Origin of the sequence: Spiroplasma endosymbiont of Colias croceus (assembly GCF_964020095.1) — a bacterium.
Taxonomy (GTDB): Bacteria; Bacillota_I; Bacilli_A; order Mycoplasmatales; family VBWQ01; genus Spiroplasma_E.
Genome location: NZ_OZ026536.1, coordinates 2,353,756 through 2,374,854 on the forward strand (window position 1 = coordinate 2,353,756; position 21,099 = coordinate 2,374,854).

At 21.4% G+C, this 21,099-nt stretch carries 21 protein-coding genes; 18 read left to right on the forward strand and 3 right to left on the reverse strand.

Annotation, left to right across the window (positions count from 1 at the left end; all coding sequences use genetic code 4):
• Positions 1 to 75: 75 nt before the first annotated feature.
• A complete protein-coding gene (locus AACL24_RS14860; protein ID WP_339047710.1) occupies positions 76 to 579 on the forward strand; it encodes a hypothetical protein in 504 nt (167 codons plus the stop codon).
• A 157-nt stretch (positions 580 to 736) separates the two neighbouring features.
• Here the strand turns inward: AACL24_RS14860 and AACL24_RS14865 are convergent, their stop codons facing one another.
• On the reverse strand, positions 737 to 1,879 hold the full coding sequence (locus AACL24_RS14865; protein WP_339046495.1) for an Mbov_0401 family ICE element transposase-like protein: 1,143 nt from the start codon (positions 1,877 to 1,879) through the stop codon (positions 737 to 739).
• A 122-nt stretch (positions 1,880 to 2,001) separates the two neighbouring features.
• Here AACL24_RS14865 and AACL24_RS14870 point away from each other — a divergent pair, with 122 nt between their 5' ends.
• The 15 genes from AACL24_RS14870 to AACL24_RS14940 all read left to right on the forward strand — a co-directional run bounded on the left by AACL24_RS14870 (position 2,002) and on the right by AACL24_RS14940 (position 16,136).
• Positions 2,002 to 2,385: a hypothetical protein gene (locus AACL24_RS14870; protein WP_339046493.1), complete on the forward strand. Its 384-nt coding sequence runs from the start codon at positions 2,002 to 2,004 to the stop codon at positions 2,383 to 2,385.
• 149 nt (positions 2,386 to 2,534) lie between these two features.
• Complete coding sequence (locus AACL24_RS14875; RefSeq protein WP_339047712.1) at positions 2,535 to 3,071, forward strand: hypothetical protein; 537 nt, start codon at positions 2,535 to 2,537, stop codon at positions 3,069 to 3,071.
• 12 nt (positions 3,072 to 3,083) lie between these two features.
• Complete coding sequence (locus tag AACL24_RS14880; protein ID WP_339047714.1) at positions 3,084 to 4,403, forward strand: hypothetical protein; 1,320 nt, start codon at positions 3,084 to 3,086, stop codon at positions 4,401 to 4,403.
• 2 nt (positions 4,404 to 4,405) lie between these two features.
• Positions 4,406 to 4,690, forward strand: coding sequence for a hypothetical protein (locus AACL24_RS14885; protein WP_339047716.1), 285 nt, complete (start codon positions 4,406 to 4,408; stop codon positions 4,688 to 4,690).
• Positions 4,659 to 5,492 (forward strand): hypothetical protein, encoded by an 834-nt coding sequence (locus tag AACL24_RS14890; protein WP_339047718.1) that lies wholly within the window; start codon positions 4,659 to 4,661, stop codon positions 5,490 to 5,492. The genes AACL24_RS14885 and AACL24_RS14890 overlap by 32 nt, the downstream gene beginning before the upstream one ends.
• Positions 5,492 to 6,391, forward strand: a complete 900-nt coding sequence (locus tag AACL24_RS14895; protein WP_339047720.1) for a hypothetical protein — start codon at positions 5,492 to 5,494, stop codon at positions 6,389 to 6,391. Before AACL24_RS14890 ends, AACL24_RS14895 begins: the two co-directional genes overlap by 1 nt.
• Entirely contained in the window at positions 6,392 to 6,910 is a 519-nt protein-coding gene (locus AACL24_RS14900) for a hypothetical protein (RefSeq protein WP_339047005.1), read from the forward strand. It abuts the gene before it with no gap.
• A 3-nt stretch (positions 6,911 to 6,913) separates the two neighbouring features.
• The gene (locus tag AACL24_RS14905; protein WP_339047722.1) at positions 6,914 to 7,255 is read left to right on the forward strand and encodes a hypothetical protein; all 342 of its coding nucleotides are present in this window, start codon (positions 6,914 to 6,916) and stop codon (positions 7,253 to 7,255) included.
• 43 nt (positions 7,256 to 7,298) lie between these two features.
• Positions 7,299 to 8,528: a hypothetical protein gene (locus tag AACL24_RS14910; RefSeq protein WP_339047724.1), complete on the forward strand. Its 1,230-nt coding sequence runs from the start codon at positions 7,299 to 7,301 to the stop codon at positions 8,526 to 8,528.
• An 83-nt stretch (positions 8,529 to 8,611) separates the two neighbouring features.
• Positions 8,612 to 9,049 (forward strand): transposase family protein, encoded by a 438-nt coding sequence (locus AACL24_RS14915; protein WP_339047725.1) that lies wholly within the window; start codon positions 8,612 to 8,614, stop codon positions 9,047 to 9,049.
• Between the two features lie 7 nt (positions 9,050 to 9,056).
• On the forward strand, positions 9,057 to 9,464 hold the full coding sequence (locus tag AACL24_RS14920; protein WP_339045908.1) for a transposase family protein: 408 nt from the start codon (positions 9,057 to 9,059) through the stop codon (positions 9,462 to 9,464).
• Positions 9,465 to 9,902: 438 nt separating this feature from the next.
• Positions 9,903 to 11,384 carry a hypothetical protein gene (locus AACL24_RS14925; RefSeq protein WP_339047726.1) on the forward strand — a complete coding sequence of 494 codons (1,482 nt, stop codon included), beginning with the start codon at positions 9,903 to 9,905 and terminating at the stop codon, positions 11,382 to 11,384.
• On the forward strand, positions 11,378 to 12,733 hold the full coding sequence (locus AACL24_RS14930) for a hypothetical protein (RefSeq protein ID WP_339047728.1): 1,356 nt from the start codon (positions 11,378 to 11,380) through the stop codon (positions 12,731 to 12,733). Before AACL24_RS14925 ends, AACL24_RS14930 begins: the two co-directional genes overlap by 7 nt.
• Entirely contained in the window at positions 12,660 to 15,593 is a 2,934-nt protein-coding gene (locus AACL24_RS14935; protein WP_339047730.1) for a hypothetical protein, read from the forward strand. The genes AACL24_RS14930 and AACL24_RS14935 overlap by 74 nt, the downstream gene beginning before the upstream one ends.
• Positions 15,594 to 15,674: 81 nt before the next feature.
• The gene (locus AACL24_RS14940; RefSeq protein WP_339046467.1) at positions 15,675 to 16,136 is read left to right on the forward strand and encodes a hypothetical protein; all 462 of its coding nucleotides are present in this window, start codon (positions 15,675 to 15,677) and stop codon (positions 16,134 to 16,136) included.
• A 146-nt stretch (positions 16,137 to 16,282) separates the two neighbouring features.
• Here AACL24_RS14940 and AACL24_RS14945 read toward each other — a convergent pair whose 3' ends face one another.
• Positions 16,283 to 18,718: a hypothetical protein gene (locus AACL24_RS14945; protein WP_339047732.1), complete on the reverse strand. Its 2,436-nt coding sequence runs from the start codon at positions 18,716 to 18,718 to the stop codon at positions 16,283 to 16,285.
• A gap of 400 nt (positions 18,719 to 19,118) precedes the next feature.
• Here AACL24_RS14945 and AACL24_RS14950 point away from each other — a divergent pair, with 400 nt between their 5' ends.
• Positions 19,119 to 19,541: a transposase family protein gene (locus AACL24_RS14950; RefSeq protein ID WP_339045912.1), complete on the forward strand. Its 423-nt coding sequence runs from the start codon at positions 19,119 to 19,121 to the stop codon at positions 19,539 to 19,541.
• A 23-nt stretch (positions 19,542 to 19,564) separates the two neighbouring features.
• Entirely contained in the window at positions 19,565 to 19,972 is a 408-nt protein-coding gene (locus tag AACL24_RS14955; RefSeq protein WP_339046616.1) for a transposase family protein, read from the forward strand.
• Between the two features lie 463 nt (positions 19,973 to 20,435).
• Here AACL24_RS14955 and AACL24_RS14960 read toward each other — a convergent pair whose 3' ends face one another.
• Entirely contained in the window at positions 20,436 to 21,065 is a 630-nt protein-coding gene (locus AACL24_RS14960; protein ID WP_339047734.1) for a hypothetical protein, read from the reverse strand.
• Between the last annotated feature and the right edge of the window lie 34 nt (positions 21,066 to 21,099).

Sequence of the window (21,099 nt, forward strand, 5' to 3'; positions counted from 1 at the left end):
CTGGTTTAATTATATTCATTATTGTAAAAATTGTATTAAAAATTAATCAAATCTTTTAAAAAGGTGGTGAATATTATGTTAGGTAGATTTTTTAGAAAAGATAAAAGTAATATTAGTGATAATCAAAATGAAAAAGTAAAATTTTTAACTAATAAAAATAAAAGTACTCATGCTTCAATTTTAAATTATTTTGGTTTTAATGATTTTAACCATGAAACTTATTTTACTGATTTTGTAGCAGAAAATAATGCTAATTTATATAATGCGCCATTAGATATTAATAATGAAACTATTAAACAATATTTAATTCAACAAGAATTTTACAGAAAAAATTGAAATTCTATTTTTAAATTAACTAAATTAGGAATTAGTGGTTATTTAATTTATATTGCTAATGATGATTTATATTTTCAAGTAGTAGATATACAACAAAGAATTTATGATATTACTGGTAAATTAATTCAATGTACTATTTTTTATGATAGTTATCAACAAAATGCACAAATGGTAAGATTACTTGAAATTTATACATTAAATAATGAACAAGTAGGGTGAGTAAAGTTAATAGTTATAATTTAATTTTCTTTAAATAAAAGACAACTTTAAATTATTAATTGTTGGTTACATTATATACCTTTTTATATTTATAATCAAGTGTTTTAAGTTATTATTTTACAATTATCTAAACTAAAAATTCCTAACTATTTAGGTTTAGATTTATTAATTTTTTAAAATATTAAAGTAAAAGATTTAATTTATTAATTCTTGCTGAATTAATAATAAGCATATTATCAAGAACTTTATCATTAAAAATTTTAGCACCATATCCTTTTAAAGATTTAACTAAATGTGATACATCACTTTCAGCACAAACTCCTTGATTTCAATTTTCTTTTTGATTTATAACACCATCTTTATTATTTTTAAAATATTTATATACTTCTTCATTTACATTATTTTCTTTTAAAAAATCTAATAATTTATAATATTCACCATTAACAAATAATTCATATGCATTAGTTAATTTTTTATTATCTACTTTTCTATTAATAATAAATCCTTTTTTAAGTGCTTTAAATGCATGATGTCTATCAATTACATAAGGAATATTTTCTTTTTTAGCAGTAGTTTTAATTCAAGGTGCACCATCACCAATAAATATTAAACTACTTTTACTATAAATATATTGTAAATCAAGAAATTCATAAATTTTATCAATTAATTCTTGTCTTTTAATTCTTTGACCATTTTTAGTTTTCATATAAGTAATTTTTTTATCTTTTAAAACATTTCTACTTTTAGTTGATTTATCTAAATCTTTACCTTTATTTGCACTAATAGTACGAATACGATTTTTTTGTTTTTTGTTATTAAATAATGAAGAAATAAAACAATCATCCATATTTATAAATAATTTTTCATTTGGTAATACTACTTTTTTCTCTTTTATTTTTTCAACTTCAATTATTGCATTTTTCATTACATTAGTCATATATGTTTTAGAAAAATTAGTATTTTTTATTATATCTTGTACATCAGATTGTCTTTTACCATTACCTGAATTTTTTATTATTGTATGTTCTAAACTTGTAAGTGTTCTTTTTCTTTTTTTAATTTTTATATAATTATCTAAAGGATAATAATATTTATTAGTTTCTAATATTAAATAACCTCTACGATAAAAATTATTTATTTTACCATATTGAGTATTTGGATTTCTTTTTGCAGTTTTAACATATTTATATTTAGTTTTATCATATATATTTTGATATCAAAAATCATCATATGCTTTTAATAGATTTGTAAAATAATTTAAACCATTATTTTTAATTTGATTATCAAGTTCATCATAATTAAGTTCATTATTAAGAAAATTCATAATATTATTTCCTTTCTTAATTTATGATTTTCATTATAGTAATTTTAGAAAAAAAGTTTGGAAATATGATAATTGTAAAATGATATAATTAAATATATATGTTTTAAAATAAGGTGATTAATATGCCAGCAAAAAGAAAAGAATTAGGAAATTATAAAGAAAAAATAAATGAATATTTTAGAGATAATAAAAATGTTCCAACTAGAATGACAAAAACTGGTTTAAATTTAGCATTAGGAATTGATAGAAAATATATATTTGATTGCCGACGCTACCAGACAAAATGACAACAAAAATTTTTAAAAGATTATGATAAAGCATGTCAAAAAATTGCTAATTATTTATTAAGAAGTACTATGCAAGACCCAAAGTATCAATGAGAATATTTAAGAAAATGTCATCCAGAAGAATTTGATGATTTACAAGAAAATTATCAAGATAATACCACTAAAAATAATATAATTATTAATATTTGTGAACCAAGAAAAATTGAAAATGATGATTAAAGGTCTATATTATATATAGATTTTTTCTTTATTTTAAAGCGAAAAAATGATACAATATATTAAAGTGAATATGTTAAATTAACATATATAAAAGTGACCTATTAACCAAGTGAATTATTAAAATTTTATTAACAAGGGAGATTAAAAGTATGAGTGATTTTACTTTTGATGAAAAAGAGAATTATAGTTTAGATGATGTTAAAAATTTACTAAAACAACATAGAAATGTAGTATATGCTGAAAGTAAAAAAGATATTGAACCTAAATTAACTAAATTAAGTGAATATGAAATAAAAATAAAAGAATATGAAAATAAAATTAATAGTTTTGAAGAGCAACAATTATTTTCTAATATTAAAGATACAAAAAAAGTAAATTTAATTAAAAATTTAATGAGTACTGATAATTATAAATCTTTATCTAAACAAGAAGCATTTAATAAAATAAATGAAGATTATAAAGAATTTCTTATTGATAAAACAGAACCTATTAAATCAGAAAATAAACTTAATTCAAATGATTTTAATCCTAAAACTCTTTTAGATTTACATACAAATAGTATTAATCCAGAAGAATTAGAAAGAAAATTAAATGAAAAAGCAAAAACTACAGTTATTACTGACCCTAAAGAATTAGAAAAACTTGTAAATTTAGCAAGAGGAAATGCACTTCAATCTATTAAATAGAAAGAGGATAATATGGCAATTCCACAAATACCTAAAGCATTTATTATTGGTGGTAATTCTCCTACTGAAAATGCTGTTTTAAGTGTACTTGAAGCACAAGTTCGTGGTGAATTAACTGCTGCATTAAGTACTTTATTTATGAGAAATACTGTTACTGCTGACCAAATAGCAAATATTAGTGGTGTAGCAATGGCAATATATAGAGCAACTGTTCGTGTATTATGAGGTTCAACATGAGATGAATTTACTGGTACTAAAAGACAAAAAGGAACAGTTAAAACAACAACATTAATTATTGATAAAGAATTAACAATTGATTTTAATATTCCAGAATTTGATATTGAAAGATTTATGACTTCACCAGCAAATGTAGCAACACAAATTGTTTCAAATTGAACAAGTTCATTTATGAGAAATTTAAGAGAAAACTTTGAATTAATATTTTTACAAGGTACAAAAGATTATGCAATTGCTAAATCATTAGTATTACCTTTAAATTTAAATAATATGACTAAAGAACAAGCATTAAATGCTTATTATATAATCGGAGAAAGAAATAATAAATTAATTAAAAAAGTAGATGATATTACAGTTGGTATTAATAAAGCAGATTTAACTGGTGCTTGTGGTATTGATAGTAGTTTTAATTTAGCAAAAGCATTTACATTATTAAATTATGGACAAATTGCAGCAAATACTTTAGCAACTGGTAAAAGATATACAAATCAAATTATGGGTATGGAATTTTATGAAAGTTTTTATTTAGAACAAGATTTTATACATGATACTGTTTCTGGTATGCATTTAGAAAAAGATTATAAATTATTAGATTTATTTGGTGTAGTTTATAACAAATATATGTGAGGTATGCCTATTTCATTTACTAAAGTAAGAAATAAATTAGATAATGCTACAGATAATATTCGTATTATTGGTAAAGCATTATATTCATTACCAGCAGCAATAAGACCTAATTTAATGTATATAATTCAAGAAAAAATGCCTACACTTGATAAAATTAAAGAAGCAAGAACAAAAAATTATAAAGTTGATACAACTAATATTAATGCAACATATCAAAGTACTGATTATGATAATATGAATATTTTAGATTTACAAAATGTAATTTATTATAAAAATTTAGGAAAAATTACTATGGTTGGAGATATTCCTACTAATGCTGAATTAGAAACCGTAATACTAAATATTGGTAATAATGGTTATGAAAAAGGTAAAGCAACATTTAGTAATATTACATCAACAAGTGCTATTATTTCTGGTAATAATAAAGATTATTATGGAACAGTAAAACTAAAATTTACTAAAAAATAATTATGGAATTTATATATAAATATTTTGATGAAAAAGCACATATTACTATTTATTCATCAAAACCAGAAGATTTAACTACAAGTAATGATATTAGAGCAATTTTATTAGATGAATATCCTAAATTAAGAAATGATTATTTTATAGTAAGTAATGTACATGATAATTTTGCTATATGTGTTGGAGATGATATAAATTGTGAAGGTAAAGTAATAATTAAAATAGAAAAACAAACTAATGTAGAAGGAGTTAATAAAAATGCCAAATGACACCATTGTACAATCAAATAATTATACTTTATTAAAGATAATTCGTTCTTCAATTAGTCCATTATCAGCAATGATAGGTATAAGTGCTTATTATGGTCAAGTAATAAGTAATCCAATATTAGGAAGTATTAATTCATTATTATTTGGTAAAAAATTAGCTTTAGATATATGAAATTTAAATCAAAGATTAAATACTAAAACTAAATTAATTAATAGTAGTAAAAAAATATTATTAGGTTTAGGAACAATTGGTTTAGTTAATTATGCAAAATTTACTAATAATGATATTAATCCTAATCCAACAGAAAATCCAATAACTACTACAACACCAATTAATCCATTTCCAGATGATTTATTATTTAGTAATAATAGGACTGATAATCATTTAATGGATTGAGATACATATTTTTCTTTAAATGCTTATGGTATTTCAAATCTTATTAGTGGATTAACTGAATTAATCCCAAATAGATTTGAAACTATACGTAAAATAGCAAATATGGCTACTGGTGGTTGTTTGATTAGTAGTGGTGTTGCTATGGGTATTAATAATGATTTTAATAATGCTTATGCTATACCAACTATTATTGCGGGTGCTAGTGAAATTATTCATAATTTATTACCTATGGAAACTAATCATATTAATACTGAAATGCAAGAAACACCATTTACTAATGAAACTGCAAGATTAATTAATGATAATAGATTCACAATTAATAGTGAAACTGCAAGTCAATATTATGGTAGTGATAATATGAGCGAGGTACCATTAAATCATGATAATGCTTCATTAAATTGAGATTATAACCACATGAGTTTATAATGTTACCTTTAATTATTAGAATTATCTATTCTGCATTAGAAACTAATGATATTAGAACTGCAATTATTAGTTTATTAAAGTTATATAGTAAAAATCAAAGTTTAAAATCAGTTTTAGATAGTGAAAATGTTAATGAAGAAGAACTTGACCAACCATATTCAACTTTTAATCCAAATATTATTAAAAAACTTATTTCAATTTTAAAACCTAGTGAATTAACTGAATTAAAAACTCAATTAGATAAATTAGTGTTTAAACCTATAAAGAAAATTAATAAATTATTTAAAGATAATGATAATAAAGAATCAGAATCTAATGAAGAAGATAATAAAGATGATAAAGGTTGAATAATATTATCAAGTTCTTGATTTAAAAAGGGTTTATTTTATAAATCTAATCAATCATTAAAATTTGGTGTATTACAAGGTTTATTTCAATCAGATACAAGTAAAAATAAACGTTGATATGGTGTATATACTTATCCAAATGTACCAGAAGAAACTTGAAATTTAATGAAAGCAGCAAAAGGTAAAAATGGTAATGGTGCTGGAACAATATTTTGAAGATATTTTTTAAGAGGTTTTTTACCCAGTCAAATCCGTTCATATGTAAAGAAACAACTTAAAGAACAGAAAGGTATTAGTAAAGGTAAACAACGCTATAACATTATTAAATCAACTAATATTAACGTTTTAAAAACAACTGCATTTATTAATAAATTAGAACGTGGTTTTTTTAAACTTAAAGAATTTAAAACATTACCAAAAACTGAATTAGGTAGTAGAGCATGAAGAGTAGAAAGAAAAGAATATTTAACTTTTCATAAAACTAATAATTTAAATAAAAATATTGGTATTTCAATTTATAAAAATAAAAGTAAATATAAAACATGAAAGTAGGTGATAATTATTATTGAATTAGATAAACCAATTAAACCAATTGGTATATGAAATACTATTAATCCAATATCAAAAGATAATAAAGAATATAAAAGATTAAATAAGATTTGATTTAATAAAAATAGTACTCATATAGATAAAATAAAAATTTTAATATCAAATATTTTAAAAATAACAAGTCATATTATTGGTATGTTAATAACATTATTTTTTACAATAACACCATGATTAATACCTAAAATACCAATAGAAATGGGAATTGGAAGTTATACAAGTCAATATAATTTTACTTGACCTGACCATTTAATATTAACTTTATTTCCTATGTTTGGTCATATTGGATTAAATTTAGTAACTAAATTAGGTAATTATGGAAAATTAATTAAATATTTATTAATAACTATACCAATTATTATTACAAGTCCTTATTTAATATATCAATATAAAAAAATTAAAAAACATAAAAAAGAATGTCATTTATGTAAACAACATTCAAATAAAATACAATTGGAGGAATAAAAAATGAATTTTTCAATAGAATTAATATCAGCAGTAATAGGAGGAGCAGTTGCTAGTGGAATATGTATTACTTTAGCATTTCTATTATTTAGAAAATCAATAAAAAAATCAAAACAATCAAATTTAGCAAAAGAATTAAAACGTAATAAAGAATTAGAATTTATTACAGCAAATATTAAACAATTAAATACTCATTTACAATTAGAAACTACATCAACTGCTAAATTACTTGATAGTTTTAATGTAGATAAAGAACAAGTAGATAATTTTGTTTTATTACAAAAATCTAAAAAGAAAGAATTAACTGAAAAAGATAAACAAAAAGCAACTAAATTTAAAATTTAAAGGGTTTAAATACCCTTTATTTTACATTAAGGAGTAAATTATTATGGCTATTAAAGACCCAATTTTATTTATAACAGTTGAAGAATTTAAATTATCTAAATATTTTAATGAATTATTATTTGATAAAATTACTACTCCAGATAATGAAATTTGATTTGCAATATCTGTAGCAAGTAGTAACATTGACTATTTAAGTGGTTTTACTATTTCAAAAAAATGACCAGAAATAACACCAACTGATTTTACAGATAATATTCAAACTGCAACTACTCATTATGTTAGATTTTTATTAACTAAAGATGTAGATTATTTACGTGGTCAAGGTTCAATTAGTCAAGGTGGATTAACTTATAGTGAAACTAATCCAGATGACCCATATTTTATCCCACCAGAAGTATTTAATTGTTTAAGAAAAATTAAAGAATATCCAAATATTAAAGGTTTTAATTTAAAAGGTATAGAACCACAAAAAAATAATTGATTTAATAAATTTATTTCAAATTGTGGTGAAGATAGTCCGTTAAATGCATACATACCTTATAATAATATAAAATCATTAGATTCTAGAACTAAAATTACTATATATCATCCACAAAATATGTTAAGACCAATTGTTAATATTGATACTAGGGGTATTAATACAAGTACTACTATACCAGAATTTAAAAGTCCTAAAGAAACTATAGATATTAAATATTATGAATCTAATCATACTGTAAATGCTGATATTAGTAATAAAATACAAAATGAAATAGATAAAAAACAAAATAAAAGTGAAACAGTTTTTATTTGAAAAAGTAGTGTTGGTTCTAGTGGTAAATATGATGGTGGTGGGTATTTAAGTATGTCTAATAAGCAAATTACTAGTCTTGGAACTCCTACATCACCAAGCGATGCAACTACAAAACAATATGTTGATGATAAAGTAAATATTAAACAAGATAAATTAACTGCTGGTGAAAATATTACTATTGATGAAAATAATAAAATTAGTGCTACTGGTGGTGGTAGTGAATCATTATGAGAAATAGACCAAAATAGTCCAAATATAATACAACCTAAAGAAAAAAGAATTATTACTTTAAATAATACTAGAATGGTTGATATAGCAGACCCTATACAAGCACAAGATGCTGTAAATAAAAGATATGTTGATAATAAGATACAACCAATTCCAAGTATTCCACAATGAAAAGAAGTAGGAACAAAAGTTAATATAAATCATATTAAATATGATTTTAAATCAAATACTAAAGACATATTCCGTAATTAAATTTTTTAAAAGTCAATTAATAATTTTAAAATTTATTTTATAATTTTGTTATTAACAATAAATTTAGAAAAGTGTTGATAAAAATGATTTTTGAAAATTTAAAAAAATTAAAAAATGAAGAATTTTATAGATATTTTGGTATAAAACGTTTTCATTTTAATGAAATGTTAGAAAAATTAATTGAAATAGAAAAATTAGAAAAAAATAAAGGTCGAAAAAATAAACTTTCAGTAGAAGAAAGATTAATGATGACTTTATTATACTGAAAAGAATATTATACTTTTTTTCAAATGAGTATTAAATCTAAAATGAGCCCATCAAGTTGTTTTCGAAATATTACTTGAGTAGAAAATAAACTTAGTAACCACAAATATTACCAATTTTTAAAAGAAAGATATAAATTAAAAATTGATAAAAAACAAGAAAATTCAAATGAATTTCAATTTTATTTAATTGATTCAACTGAGATTGAAATTGAAAGACCAACTAAAAAAACTACAGTTAGAATATTTTTCTGGTAAAAGTTGAATGTATTCTATAAAATTTCAAATTGTATATGATTTTTTTAATAAAAAAATTGTTGATATTTTTGCTGATAATGGTAAAGTGCATGATTTTCAAATATTAAAAAATTCAAATCTTGAATTTTCAGAAAAAACAATAATTATTGGTGATTTAGGATATCAAGGTATACAAAATATTTATAAAAATACAATAATACCAATTAAAAGAACTAAAAATAAAAAATTAACTAAACAAGAAAGAAAATACAATAAGATTGTATCTAAAATTAGAATTAAAGTTGAACATGTCTTTGCTTGATTGAAAAGATTCAAAATTTTAGTAAATAAATGTAGAAAATCTAAATTTAGACTTATGTACTTAAGATTTAACTTACTTTGTGAAATTTTTAATAAAATAAAACCATTAAAATAAAAAAAATATTAAAAATATTTTTTTAAAATTTAAATTTTTATCGAGTTAATATAAAAATATTATTAACAATTTTTTGTTTAAAATGTAAACTCATTTTTTAAACTATTTTTTCAAAAAATATTTATTTCTATATTCAATAACACTAAATAGTTTTAAAACAATTTTATTGACAATTAATTAAATTTAATTACGGAATATGTCCTAAATATAAAATTTATTATAATTTTGAAAGTCAATCAAGTAGTAAAAAATTTGCTTTTATTTGTAAAGAATTTTTATATGGTGAGTTAAATACTGATGTTCAAACTTTGGATTGAGATAAAGTTAATGATAGAATAATGGTTTCTTTACAAATGCAAAATGATACTATTGCTATTGTTAGTGACCCTACAAGATATGGTCAACTTTTAAAATTAGAAGAATTACAGGAATAATATTATGAATAAAGAATTTACTTATTTACATGAAATTAGTTATTGATTATTAAATAAAAGTGATTTTACTCATAGTGAATATAATTTAAGTGGAAGTAGATATTCAAGTAAAACATATAGTATTGCAGAAGAATTAGCAATGTTAATAGCAATTTCAATTAAAATTAATAAATCAATTGCTGTATATTGTTTTAGAAAATTAAATAAAGATATTAATGATTTAGTTAAAGAAATTTATAATGCTTTAATAACAATTGGATTAAATGATTATAAAGATTTTACTTTAAAATATCCAAATAAACAAGCAGATTTTCGTTTTAAAGGTAGTAAATCATTTATTAGAGTAATGGGTGTATATAGTAATAGTAATGATAGAATACCTTTAAAAGGGCTTTCTCGTAGTGAAATAAAAGGTTTTGATTTAGCAATTGAATGATGTGAAGAAGCAAATGAATTTACTCAAGCAGAATTTCAAGCAATTACTTTTGCATTAGGTAATGCTAAAAAAAGAATTAAAATAAAAAGTTGTAATCCAGATAATATTTATCAATATTTTATTGAATATATGAATAAAATAGTACCTTTTAATTTAGAAATTATGAAAGAAAATAATGAACAAATTAAATCAATATTTGACAATAATATTTTTAAATTATTTCATTATTCAAATTGAAAAGTAAATGCTCATAATCTTACATTAGATATGATTAATGATTTAGAAGAATTAAAAGTATTAGACCCGATAAAAGCACAAAGTTGATATTATGGTGTACCTAGTATTCTTACTGGTGCTATATTTGCAAGATATTTAGATAAAGTAGGTACTAAATTAGATTTTCAAGTTGAAAGATTAACTGGTGGATTAGATATTGGAATGGCAACAAGTTCAAGTGGTCATCCAACTGCTGCTTCATTATGATTTATTGGTGAAAATGATAATAGTAGAAGAGCACATAAAGAAAGTGAATTTTATCATAGTAATGTTACTATGCAATATAAAGATACTGATACTTTAGCAAATGATATTATTAATTATTATTTAAATGAAAGTAAACGTTATATAGCAATGTTATTTGGTTTTATTTGTTATGTTGATTATGGTAATGGTGGATTAGTATTTATTGATGTTTTAAAAAGTTGAGTTAAAAAACGTAATATAACATGATTAAAATTTATAGCAGTAGATAAATCAACTTTATATTTAAATGATAGAATTGATTTTACAACATTTTGTATGCTTAAAAATATTATTAGTTTTAATTGAGAAAGATGTTCAGAAACTAAAAGACAATATAGTTTAATGCAATGATTAGATAAAAAGAAATTAGATAGTAATAATAATACTCCTAAAATGTTAGATTTACATGATGATACTTGAGATAGTGATATGTATGCTTTAATGCATGAAATGAAATGATTAATTAATGGTATTAATAATAAATTATTAATTGATAAAAATAAATTTAATGGTGATGAATTATGATAAATACAATGGAATATTTAAGTTGTGATAAATCAAATTGATATATTGACATACCTATGATTATTCCTCAAAAATCAACTAAATTATGATTAGGTAAAGGTTTTTTATTTAATTCAAGTAAAAAAGAAATATTAGATTATTTAAATGAAATGAATTTAAAAGATAAATGATTAGAAAAATTTTATAAATTTGGATTACAAAATAGTTTAATGGGTAAAGTATTTATAATGATTATAGTTAATGAAGATAATAGTAAATCACTTAAAATATTACCTAATAGTTTTTGTGGTAGAGTTGCTAAATATAATGAACAAGAACAATCAGCAGAATTTTATTTTATTAATGAACAAGCAGATTCAGCAACTTTAACTTGAGTAACAATACAAAATGGAAAAGTTAAATATGAAACATATAAAGATAATAATAAAGATATTATTTTAGGTTCTACAAGAACTAAATTAAAACCAAATATTACTCCATTAAAAACTTATGAAATTAAAAATCCATTTAATTATATACCTATTTTTGAAATTACTAATTTACCAATTATAAATTTATATGGTAATGCTACAACTTTAAATGCATATCCAGATTGTACACCAGTATGAGATTTAATTTGAGATTTAAATCGTGTAATTAGACAAAAAAGATTAGAAAGAGAATTAAATGTTACTACTTTATTTGCTGCATTAGATAATGAAACAGTTAAAGAAATGCAAGAAAATGGTAATATTGCAGAAAATCCTAAAAAAGATATGTTTGTGAATGTTGGTAGTGGTGGTTATGATAAAAATGGTAATGGAGGTATGCAAATTATTCAAGGTGACCCTAAATTTAATGAATATTGATTAGATTATAATGGTACTGCTAAAGTAATATTTAATGGTGCTGGTTATGATTATGATGAACATGGTAATGATGTTTATACTAATAAAACACAATCAATGTTTAATAATAAATTTGATATGGAAACAACAGAAATAAAAATAGCATTTTATAGTGCTTATTTTTATCGTATATTTGATTTATTACTTATTAGTGAAAATTTATGAAATGGTATTGGAGAAAGACCTTATAGTTTTAAATTTATTCCAATTGCTATGACTGACCAAATAGTACAAGACCAAATTATTAATTCAAGATTAAATAATGGCACAATGACAATAATTGAAGCAATTGGTGAATATGATAATATTGACCAATTAATGGCTGAAAATAAATTAGAAAATATTATTAATGAAAATCAAAAATTAAAGAAAAATTTAGGAGGTAATGAAAATGAGCAGACATCAACAAATACAATTAATGAAACACGCTCATCTGAGATTAAAGATGCAACAAATATTAATTAAAAGACAAAGTCATTGAAAAATATTTCCATTTATTATAAATAATGGTGCTATACCTTTAACTGAAACTGGTTATAAACCAATTAATAGTAAAATAAGTGATTTTGGTCAATATGAATTAATATTAACTGGTAATACTCCAGTTGTATGTATTTGAAAAAATAGTACAAAAATATATCAAAAAAATAAAGGTAAAAAAGAACCAGAAACACATAAAGTTACTGGTCAAGATGAATTTTATACAAAAGAATATAAAATTGGTGATTATTGAAATGCTTATTTAATTGATGATACAAGTGGTGTTGATTTTAGTAATTTACCAAATAATCAAATATTTAAAACAGTACAAACTAAAAGACAGTATACTTTAGTAATGTTTGAAGAACATATTACAATTGATGATTATTTACAATTTTTTGTTGTATTTAATGATGAAAATGAAAATATTGGTGGTAATTCTGGTAAAAATCAAGATAGACAATTATTATATATTTCAAATGTAACAAATTATTATAGTCCTTATAATGGTGCATTTAGTATACAAGTATTAACTTTTAGTAGTTTAAATGATAGAGTAATTAGTAGTGGTCAAAATACACTTGATTTTGTACAATATGCTTCACCAGGTAGTGGTTATGCTTTTCCTACTATTCAACAAGGAAAAGTAACATTAAATCGTACTTTAATGTGTGATATAGGAGTAAGATATAGTCATAGACAAAGTTATGGATTAGAATTATTATCAAGTTGTTATTATTATGGAAGACCTATTATTCAAGGACAAAAACCAATACAACAAAATAATGAAGAAATATTTGAAAGTAAAGTATTTGCTTCAAGAAGATTATTTATTGCTGGTAATAATGAAAAATCTACAACTGATATTAAAAATAATGGTGGTTTACTTGCTCGTATAAATGATAAAATAACAACAAGTAGTCATCCAGAAACTACATTTTATAATATTATGGATGCAAAACCTACGGGATTTACTAATTTTAAAAATTTTACAGAATGATTAAAAACTTCATTAAATTTTCAAGATAATTTATTTGTAACAAAAGATTTTAAAGGTATGCTTTCTTTTGATAAAGATAAAGCAATAAAAAGTAATGGTACAGCAATTGGTAATGCTAAATTCTTTTGAGATAGTGAATGAAATATAAATAATTTAACTGGAAATTATAATGTTGATATGAGTAGTAATTTTAAATATAAAGACCCAGATACTCATTTAATTATTGGTAGTCCAACTGTTGATTATAGTAAAATATCACAAAAATATATGTCAGCAATATTAAATTTTAATAGTGTTGTATTTTCACCATTAATACAAATGCCTTATGATTCAAATCAATGATTACCATTTGCATTAAGTGATATACCTTTAATTGGTAAATTATTAAATGCTTTAACATTAGGTATTTGAAGTAGTTGAGTTATTACTCAAAATGTTCAACAATATAAAAAAATGTTATATTTTAATGGTTTTATGAGTGCATTTTTTACAAGTAATTTAGAAAATATTATTGGTAATGGTGGTTTAATTCCTTTAAATGCTTTTACAAATGATAATGATTTTACTATTGGTAAATTATTAGGTGCAAATGTTTCAACAACTGCTATGACAATGAAATTAAGTGATAGAGTAAGTGTTTATCCATGAGACCCTACTAGTGGTAAGAAATTAACTACTAAAGAACAAATAAGTACAATTGATTTATCACAAAAGAAAAATAATAAAGTTTATATTTTAGCAGAAGATACTGAATTTTTAGATATAGCAAGTCCTTTTACAAATGAAGATAAAAATTGTCAATGAAATCCTACTGCAAATGGTGTAATTGATGGTTCAAATTATGCTTATATTATTGATACAATTGTTACACAAAGTTTACATCAAGGTGAAGAAAGACATACATTTTATAGTGATAATCCTTTTACTTATCAAGGTGATTATAATGAAATAGCAGTTGCTCAATTTCGTTATAATAATATGGGTTATTTAACTGGTAATGCTTTTAATTGAACAACATTATATAAATTAAATCATGATGAATATGAAGAAAGTGAAGAAACTACATTTAGTTATCCTGCAAAAATATTACCACCAAGTCCACAAAATATAGCAAAAAATATAACAATTTTAAGTTCAAAAGAAGTATCTGCAAAATATATTAATCAAAATGTAAATTTAATTAATTCTAAAATTACAAATAATTATTCTAATTGATATGGTAGTACTGAAATTGGTGATATAAATGAAAATGATTTAAAAGTTTATTCTATTGATTTAAAATCATTATTAGACCCTACATTATTAATCAATACTTTTAATGATTTAAAAAGATATTATAAATCAATAACTATTGAATATTATATAAATGCTGATTTAACTACTAATTTTCCTATACAAGGTTTTAATTACAATGCTTCATTTCAAAATCCAGATAATGTAACAACTACTAAAACAATTTTATTAAATGATTTATTATTTAATAATCATTTTTCAAGAATAATGAAAAATGATTTTATTCATAATAGTTGAGAAAGTCCACGTGGCCGTGGTTATATTGCTTATGCTTATTCACAATCACAATGAACTTATGTATTTCAAAAAGCAAAATTTAAAATACAGTTTAATGGTCAAGGAACAAATTATAATAATGTATTAGATTATATTCCTTTATGTGGTATAAATTTTGATAATTCATCAAATAGTTTAATATGAAATATTGGTACTTCAACTTCTTATTTTGAGTTAGATTGTACACCAAATGAAATTGATAATAGAATTGGTAATATAAAAAATGGAAATAACAATTCTTTAATAATTAATAAAATTGTGTTAAATGCAAGATAAAAATTATTTTTTTGTTATAATTTCTTATGATAGATTAGATAAATTAGGTTATATTAATTATAATAAAAGGGGTATTTTCATATGAAACGTATTTTAAAGTTATTAAGTATTATTAAATTAACAACAATATCAGTGACAGTCACTACTGCTTGTGGCATTGAACAAGGTCTTCCACAAAATTTTACAGCAAAATTTGATAAAATTAGTAAATTTAATGTTATCATTATTAATATGTCAATTCCAGTAATGGATTTAAAACTTTATAAAAGTGATGTATTAGATAATGCCGGCTCTCTTAATGATTTTTATAATAAAGAAGGATATATAAAAATTGAAATTAGCGGAACAATGTTTAGTAAATTTTTAAATGTATATGGATTAAATATGAATAATACCAAAAGTGAAATAAAAGATAAATTAAATAATACTATTGTTTCAAATGGTAATATTACTATTGTTAAATATGCACCTTATGTTAATTTTTATTATCTTAATGATTTTTCTGGTAAAGTCTATCCAAATAACATTCCATCAAAATCTTAAAATAATGTATAATAAAAAGACTTACATAAGTAAGTATATGAAATAAAAAAGTTCTCAAACTTATATTAAGTTTTATATAATTAGCTTGGCACCTAATTAAAAAGTTACCTTATTGGTAACTTTTTTTACTTATATATTTAAATTTACTATAAACTTGTTATATTATTTGTAGAGAAATTTGTTTTATTATTAATTGCTAAATGTTGTTCATGATTAATAGATTTTGTAAATTCATTAGTTCATTTAGTTGAATTAGAAATAATATTTCTTTTTTTTCTATCATTAGAATTTGAAATTTGAGCTTCTGTATCATCATTATATAATCTAAAACCATTACCTACTTTCATTCAGCAATCCAAGCTAGCACCAGAACCTTGTCAATTTAAATATTGATATGTAATAAATTGTAAATAATAATTATTATTTTCTCGATATCAACTTAATCCTGCTCTTTGTCTGCTTTCATATCACATTGTATGTAACAAATTAGCTCCATTAACTTTTTGTAGTAACATTGGAAAATTTTCCTCTATATTATTATTTTGTATGTTTATCTCATCAAATTTTTTATTTTTAATTATATCATGAAAATTATTATTTCTACTACTCATAAAATATCTTAAATCATAATGATTTGATGGTCAATAGTTTTCCTTATTACCGTCAGAAACTCAACTACCTCATGCCGATTTTACTCCTCATTTATCAGAATAAACATCACCAATAAATTCCATTTTTTTGTAATTATTAACTGGATGAATACTTTTTAAATTTATAGTAAAAATTTCATTATGTTTAAGAGAATCTGTTAAAAACAATATTTGATGATGGTAAACTTCGTTTTCATGATTATAATTATAATATATTTTTAATTCTTTATTTAAATCACAACTTTGAATATTATTCAATTTTTCTGAACCTCAACCTACTAAATTTAAATGATAAATTTCACATTTATCATTTATTACATAAGCACTACCATTTCCATCTAAAACAATATCTTTTATTGGAAAATTTAAATTATCAAATCTATCAACTTTCTTTTCTCCATGAATTAAATATACTCCATTATCAGTTCCAGCATAAATATCTCCTGCTTTTAAATTACCACCTTGTGTATTTTCATCTAAAACTTTTATTGCTGTAATTTTTCCTTTAATTTTATCAATTTGTGGTTTTAAATCACAAAATTTTTCATGTCAATAAGTATTTTTTAATTCTCTTTTTCCTCTGCGACAATTTGCGTTTCTTCCAATATTTCTTATTCTTTGAAATTCAAAATAGCCAAGTACAACTTGAACTGCTGGTGAATTTAATTCTCTTGTAAAATCAACGATAGAAGGAGGACTTATCATCATATTTGGAGTATTTTGAATAGTATTGGCTATTTGTAATAATCATCTAAATATACTATCTCTTGAATTTCTACCTCAACTAACTAAAATTTTATAAATTTCATTATTTTGATTTAAACCCAAAGTAATATATTGTTCATCATCATCGTGAGGATTAATTAAATGTGTTACAATACGTGCATAAATATCTGAAAATCTCATTGCTTCTGAAGTAACTAAAATTACATCACCCAAAGATCTAGCTAAATTACCTAAAGCACCTTCTATCAAAATTCCTTGCTCATTAAAATTATCATCCATACGATTTATCAATTGAAAAAAAGAACCTCAAATATTACTTCAGTAAATATTTTCATCGTTTTCACCTATCATATCCCTGTAATCTGGACTAATTCGATTTAATTCTCTACTTGTTGTTCCTTGAATTTGTGTTAAAAGTGGAACTGAATCATCTCTAATAGCTAATGGTTGTCTATTTCATCTTTGTAATAAATTTCTTTGATATATTGTTAACTCATTTGCTTGACGATCTATATAATTTCTACCTTCATAAATTTCTCTAAAATCAAAATGATAATAAGTAGAAATTTCTCCGATATGAGAACCTCTTTCAGTAACTATAAAACCTTGAAGATATAAATTATCGGTTCTTAAAACTAATTCTAAATTTCTTTGAAGACTTTGTCTATCTTGTTGTCATCTAATTTGAACAGGCATTCGAAAATAACCATAATTTTCAGTATTTAAAGTAAAAATTCTGCTATTTTCTCCTCAATTTCTATTATTACTATCGTCAAAAACTATATTTAATATATTATTATTTGTTAATTCTTGAAGAATTTGTTGAAAACTATTTCTATATTCACCAGGATTATTATTATTAATAATTAATTTTTCATTTAATTTAAAAATTTTTTTAGATGGCCTTGGATTTGGTGTAACTTGTTTTTTAATTCTTCTACTTTTTTGATGGCGATGTTTGTGATGTTCATTATGTGTAGTTAAATTAGTATTTCATAATGGTAAATTTAATAAAGAAGTTTGATTATTTGATAAATTTAGTTCTTGATTTTCTAAAAATGATATATTAGTAGTATTTTTGCTAGCTCAATCTTTAATATTTTGATTATCAATTGACTTAGCATATATACCTTGATTTTCAGAATTAAATAATGGTGCAGATAATAGTCATAATTTAAATCAATAAGTTGGATTAAAATATTTCATTATAAATATTTCCTTTCATTAATAAATATGTGTTAAAAACAAAAAAAAGAAAAAACTACTCTAACTTCAACGAATTAGAAAGGCTCTTCTTTTTATTTTATCTATTTAAATAAAAATATTTTCATTAAGTTTTTAACAATTAAATTATACATATAAAAATTTTAAAGTGTGAAAATATAATTTTTTAAAATTTAATTTAATTATTTTTATAATATTCTCTTATTTCTTTTATTTTATTTTTAAATTGTTTTTTATGAAAATAACACATATTAAAAAATTGAATAATACTATCTTCTATAGACATATTCCGTAATTAAATTTTTTAAAAGTCAATTAATAATTTTAAAATTTATTTTATAATTTTGTTATTAACAATAAATTTAGAAAAGTGTTGATAAAAATGATTTTTGAAAATTTAAAAAAATTAAAAAATGAAGAATTTTATAGATATTTTGGTATAAAACGTTTTCATTTTAATGAAATGTTAGAAAAATTAATTGAAATAGAAAAATTAGAAAAAAATAAAGGTCGAAAAAATAAACTTTCAGTAGAAGAAAGATTAATGATGACTTTATTATACTGAAAAGAATATTATACTTTTTTTCAAATGAGTATTAAATCTAAAATGAGCCCATCAAGTTGTTTTCGAAATATTACTTGAGTAGAAAATAAACTTAGTAACCACAAAGATTACCAATTTTTAAAAGAAAGATATAAATTAAAAATTGATAAAAAACAAGAAAATTCAAATGAATTTCAATTTTATTTAATTGATTCAACTGAGATTGAAATTGAAAGACCAACTAAAAAAAACTACAGTTAGAATATTTTTCTGGTAAAAGTTGAATGTATTCTATAAAATTTCAAATTGTATATGATTTTTTTAATAAAAAAATTGTTGATATTTTTGCTGATAATGGTAAAGTGCATGATTTTCAAATATTAAAAAATTCAAATCTTGAATTTTCAGAAAAAACAATAATTATTGGTGATTTAGGATATCAAGGTATAAAAAATATTTATAAAAATACAATAATACCAATTAAAAGAACTAAAAATAAAAAATTAACTAAACAAGAAAGAAAATACAATAAGATTGTATCTAAAATTAGAATTAAAGTTGAACATGTCTTTGCTTGATTGAAAAGATTCAAAATTTTAGTAAATAAATGTAGAAAATCTAAATTTAGACTTATGTACTTAAGATTTAACTTACTTTGTGAAATTTTTAATAAAATAAAACCATTAAAATAAAAAAAATATTAAAAATATTTTTTTAAAATTTAAATTTTTATCGAGTTAATATAAAAATATTATTAACAATTTTTTGTTTAAAATGTAAACTCATTTTTTAAACTATTTTTTCAAAAAATATTTATTTCTATATTCAATAACACTAAATAGTTTTAAAACAATTTTATTGACAATTAATTAAATTTAATTACGGAATATGTCCTATATTTAAAGTTTTTAAAGTAACTAATACTTTAGTATTACAATCTTTAACAATACATTTAAGTAATATTTTTTCTTGTTTTTGTTTTTGCATTATTTTACTTCCTTATTTAATTTATTTAAGTAATCATTTAAATAAATAATAGTTATATCTTTTTTAATTTGTTCATTACTATAAAGTAAATACATATGTAAAAAAGAAGCTCTTTCATCTAATAATTTATTAATTTTTGTTATTTTTTTAATTTAAAATTCATAAACATTATTTATTCTCCTTATTTAAGTAATATCAACCAATTAATAAACTATCTGCTTCATCATGATTATTAATAATAGGTTCTCAATTATAATTATTTTTTAAATAATTTGCTAATTTAAAAGATAATTCTTTTTTAAGATAAATTATTCATTTTTTATATATTTTTTTATTAATATTTATATTTTTAATATTATTTTCTTTAATAAAATTATTCATAATTTTATGTGTTAATATTTCTATTATTTCTTTATAATTTTCTTCATAATATGCTCATCATTCTGTATTACTTATTAACATATCTTTTGTTAATAATTTATTAAATTGTCCAGCAATAAAACCTCTTAAATGTTCTTGAGTTTCATAACCAATACCATTTTTACTATGAAAAGTACCACGTTCAATAATTAAATCCAATCTACTAATTTTTCTTGTAATTTCAATTAAATCATTAATTTGTAATTTTATTTCTTTATGAAAATCATATTGTTTTTTAAAATCAAAACTTTTTACTCATAATGGTGTATGGTGATGACATATTTCTTTACCACATCCACCATGACATCATTTAACATCTCATAAAGTAAATCCAGTGTTTTTAATACTTGGGTCAATTGAAAGTAAATAATTATTCATATTATTTCTCCTTATTTTTTATTTAAATTCATAA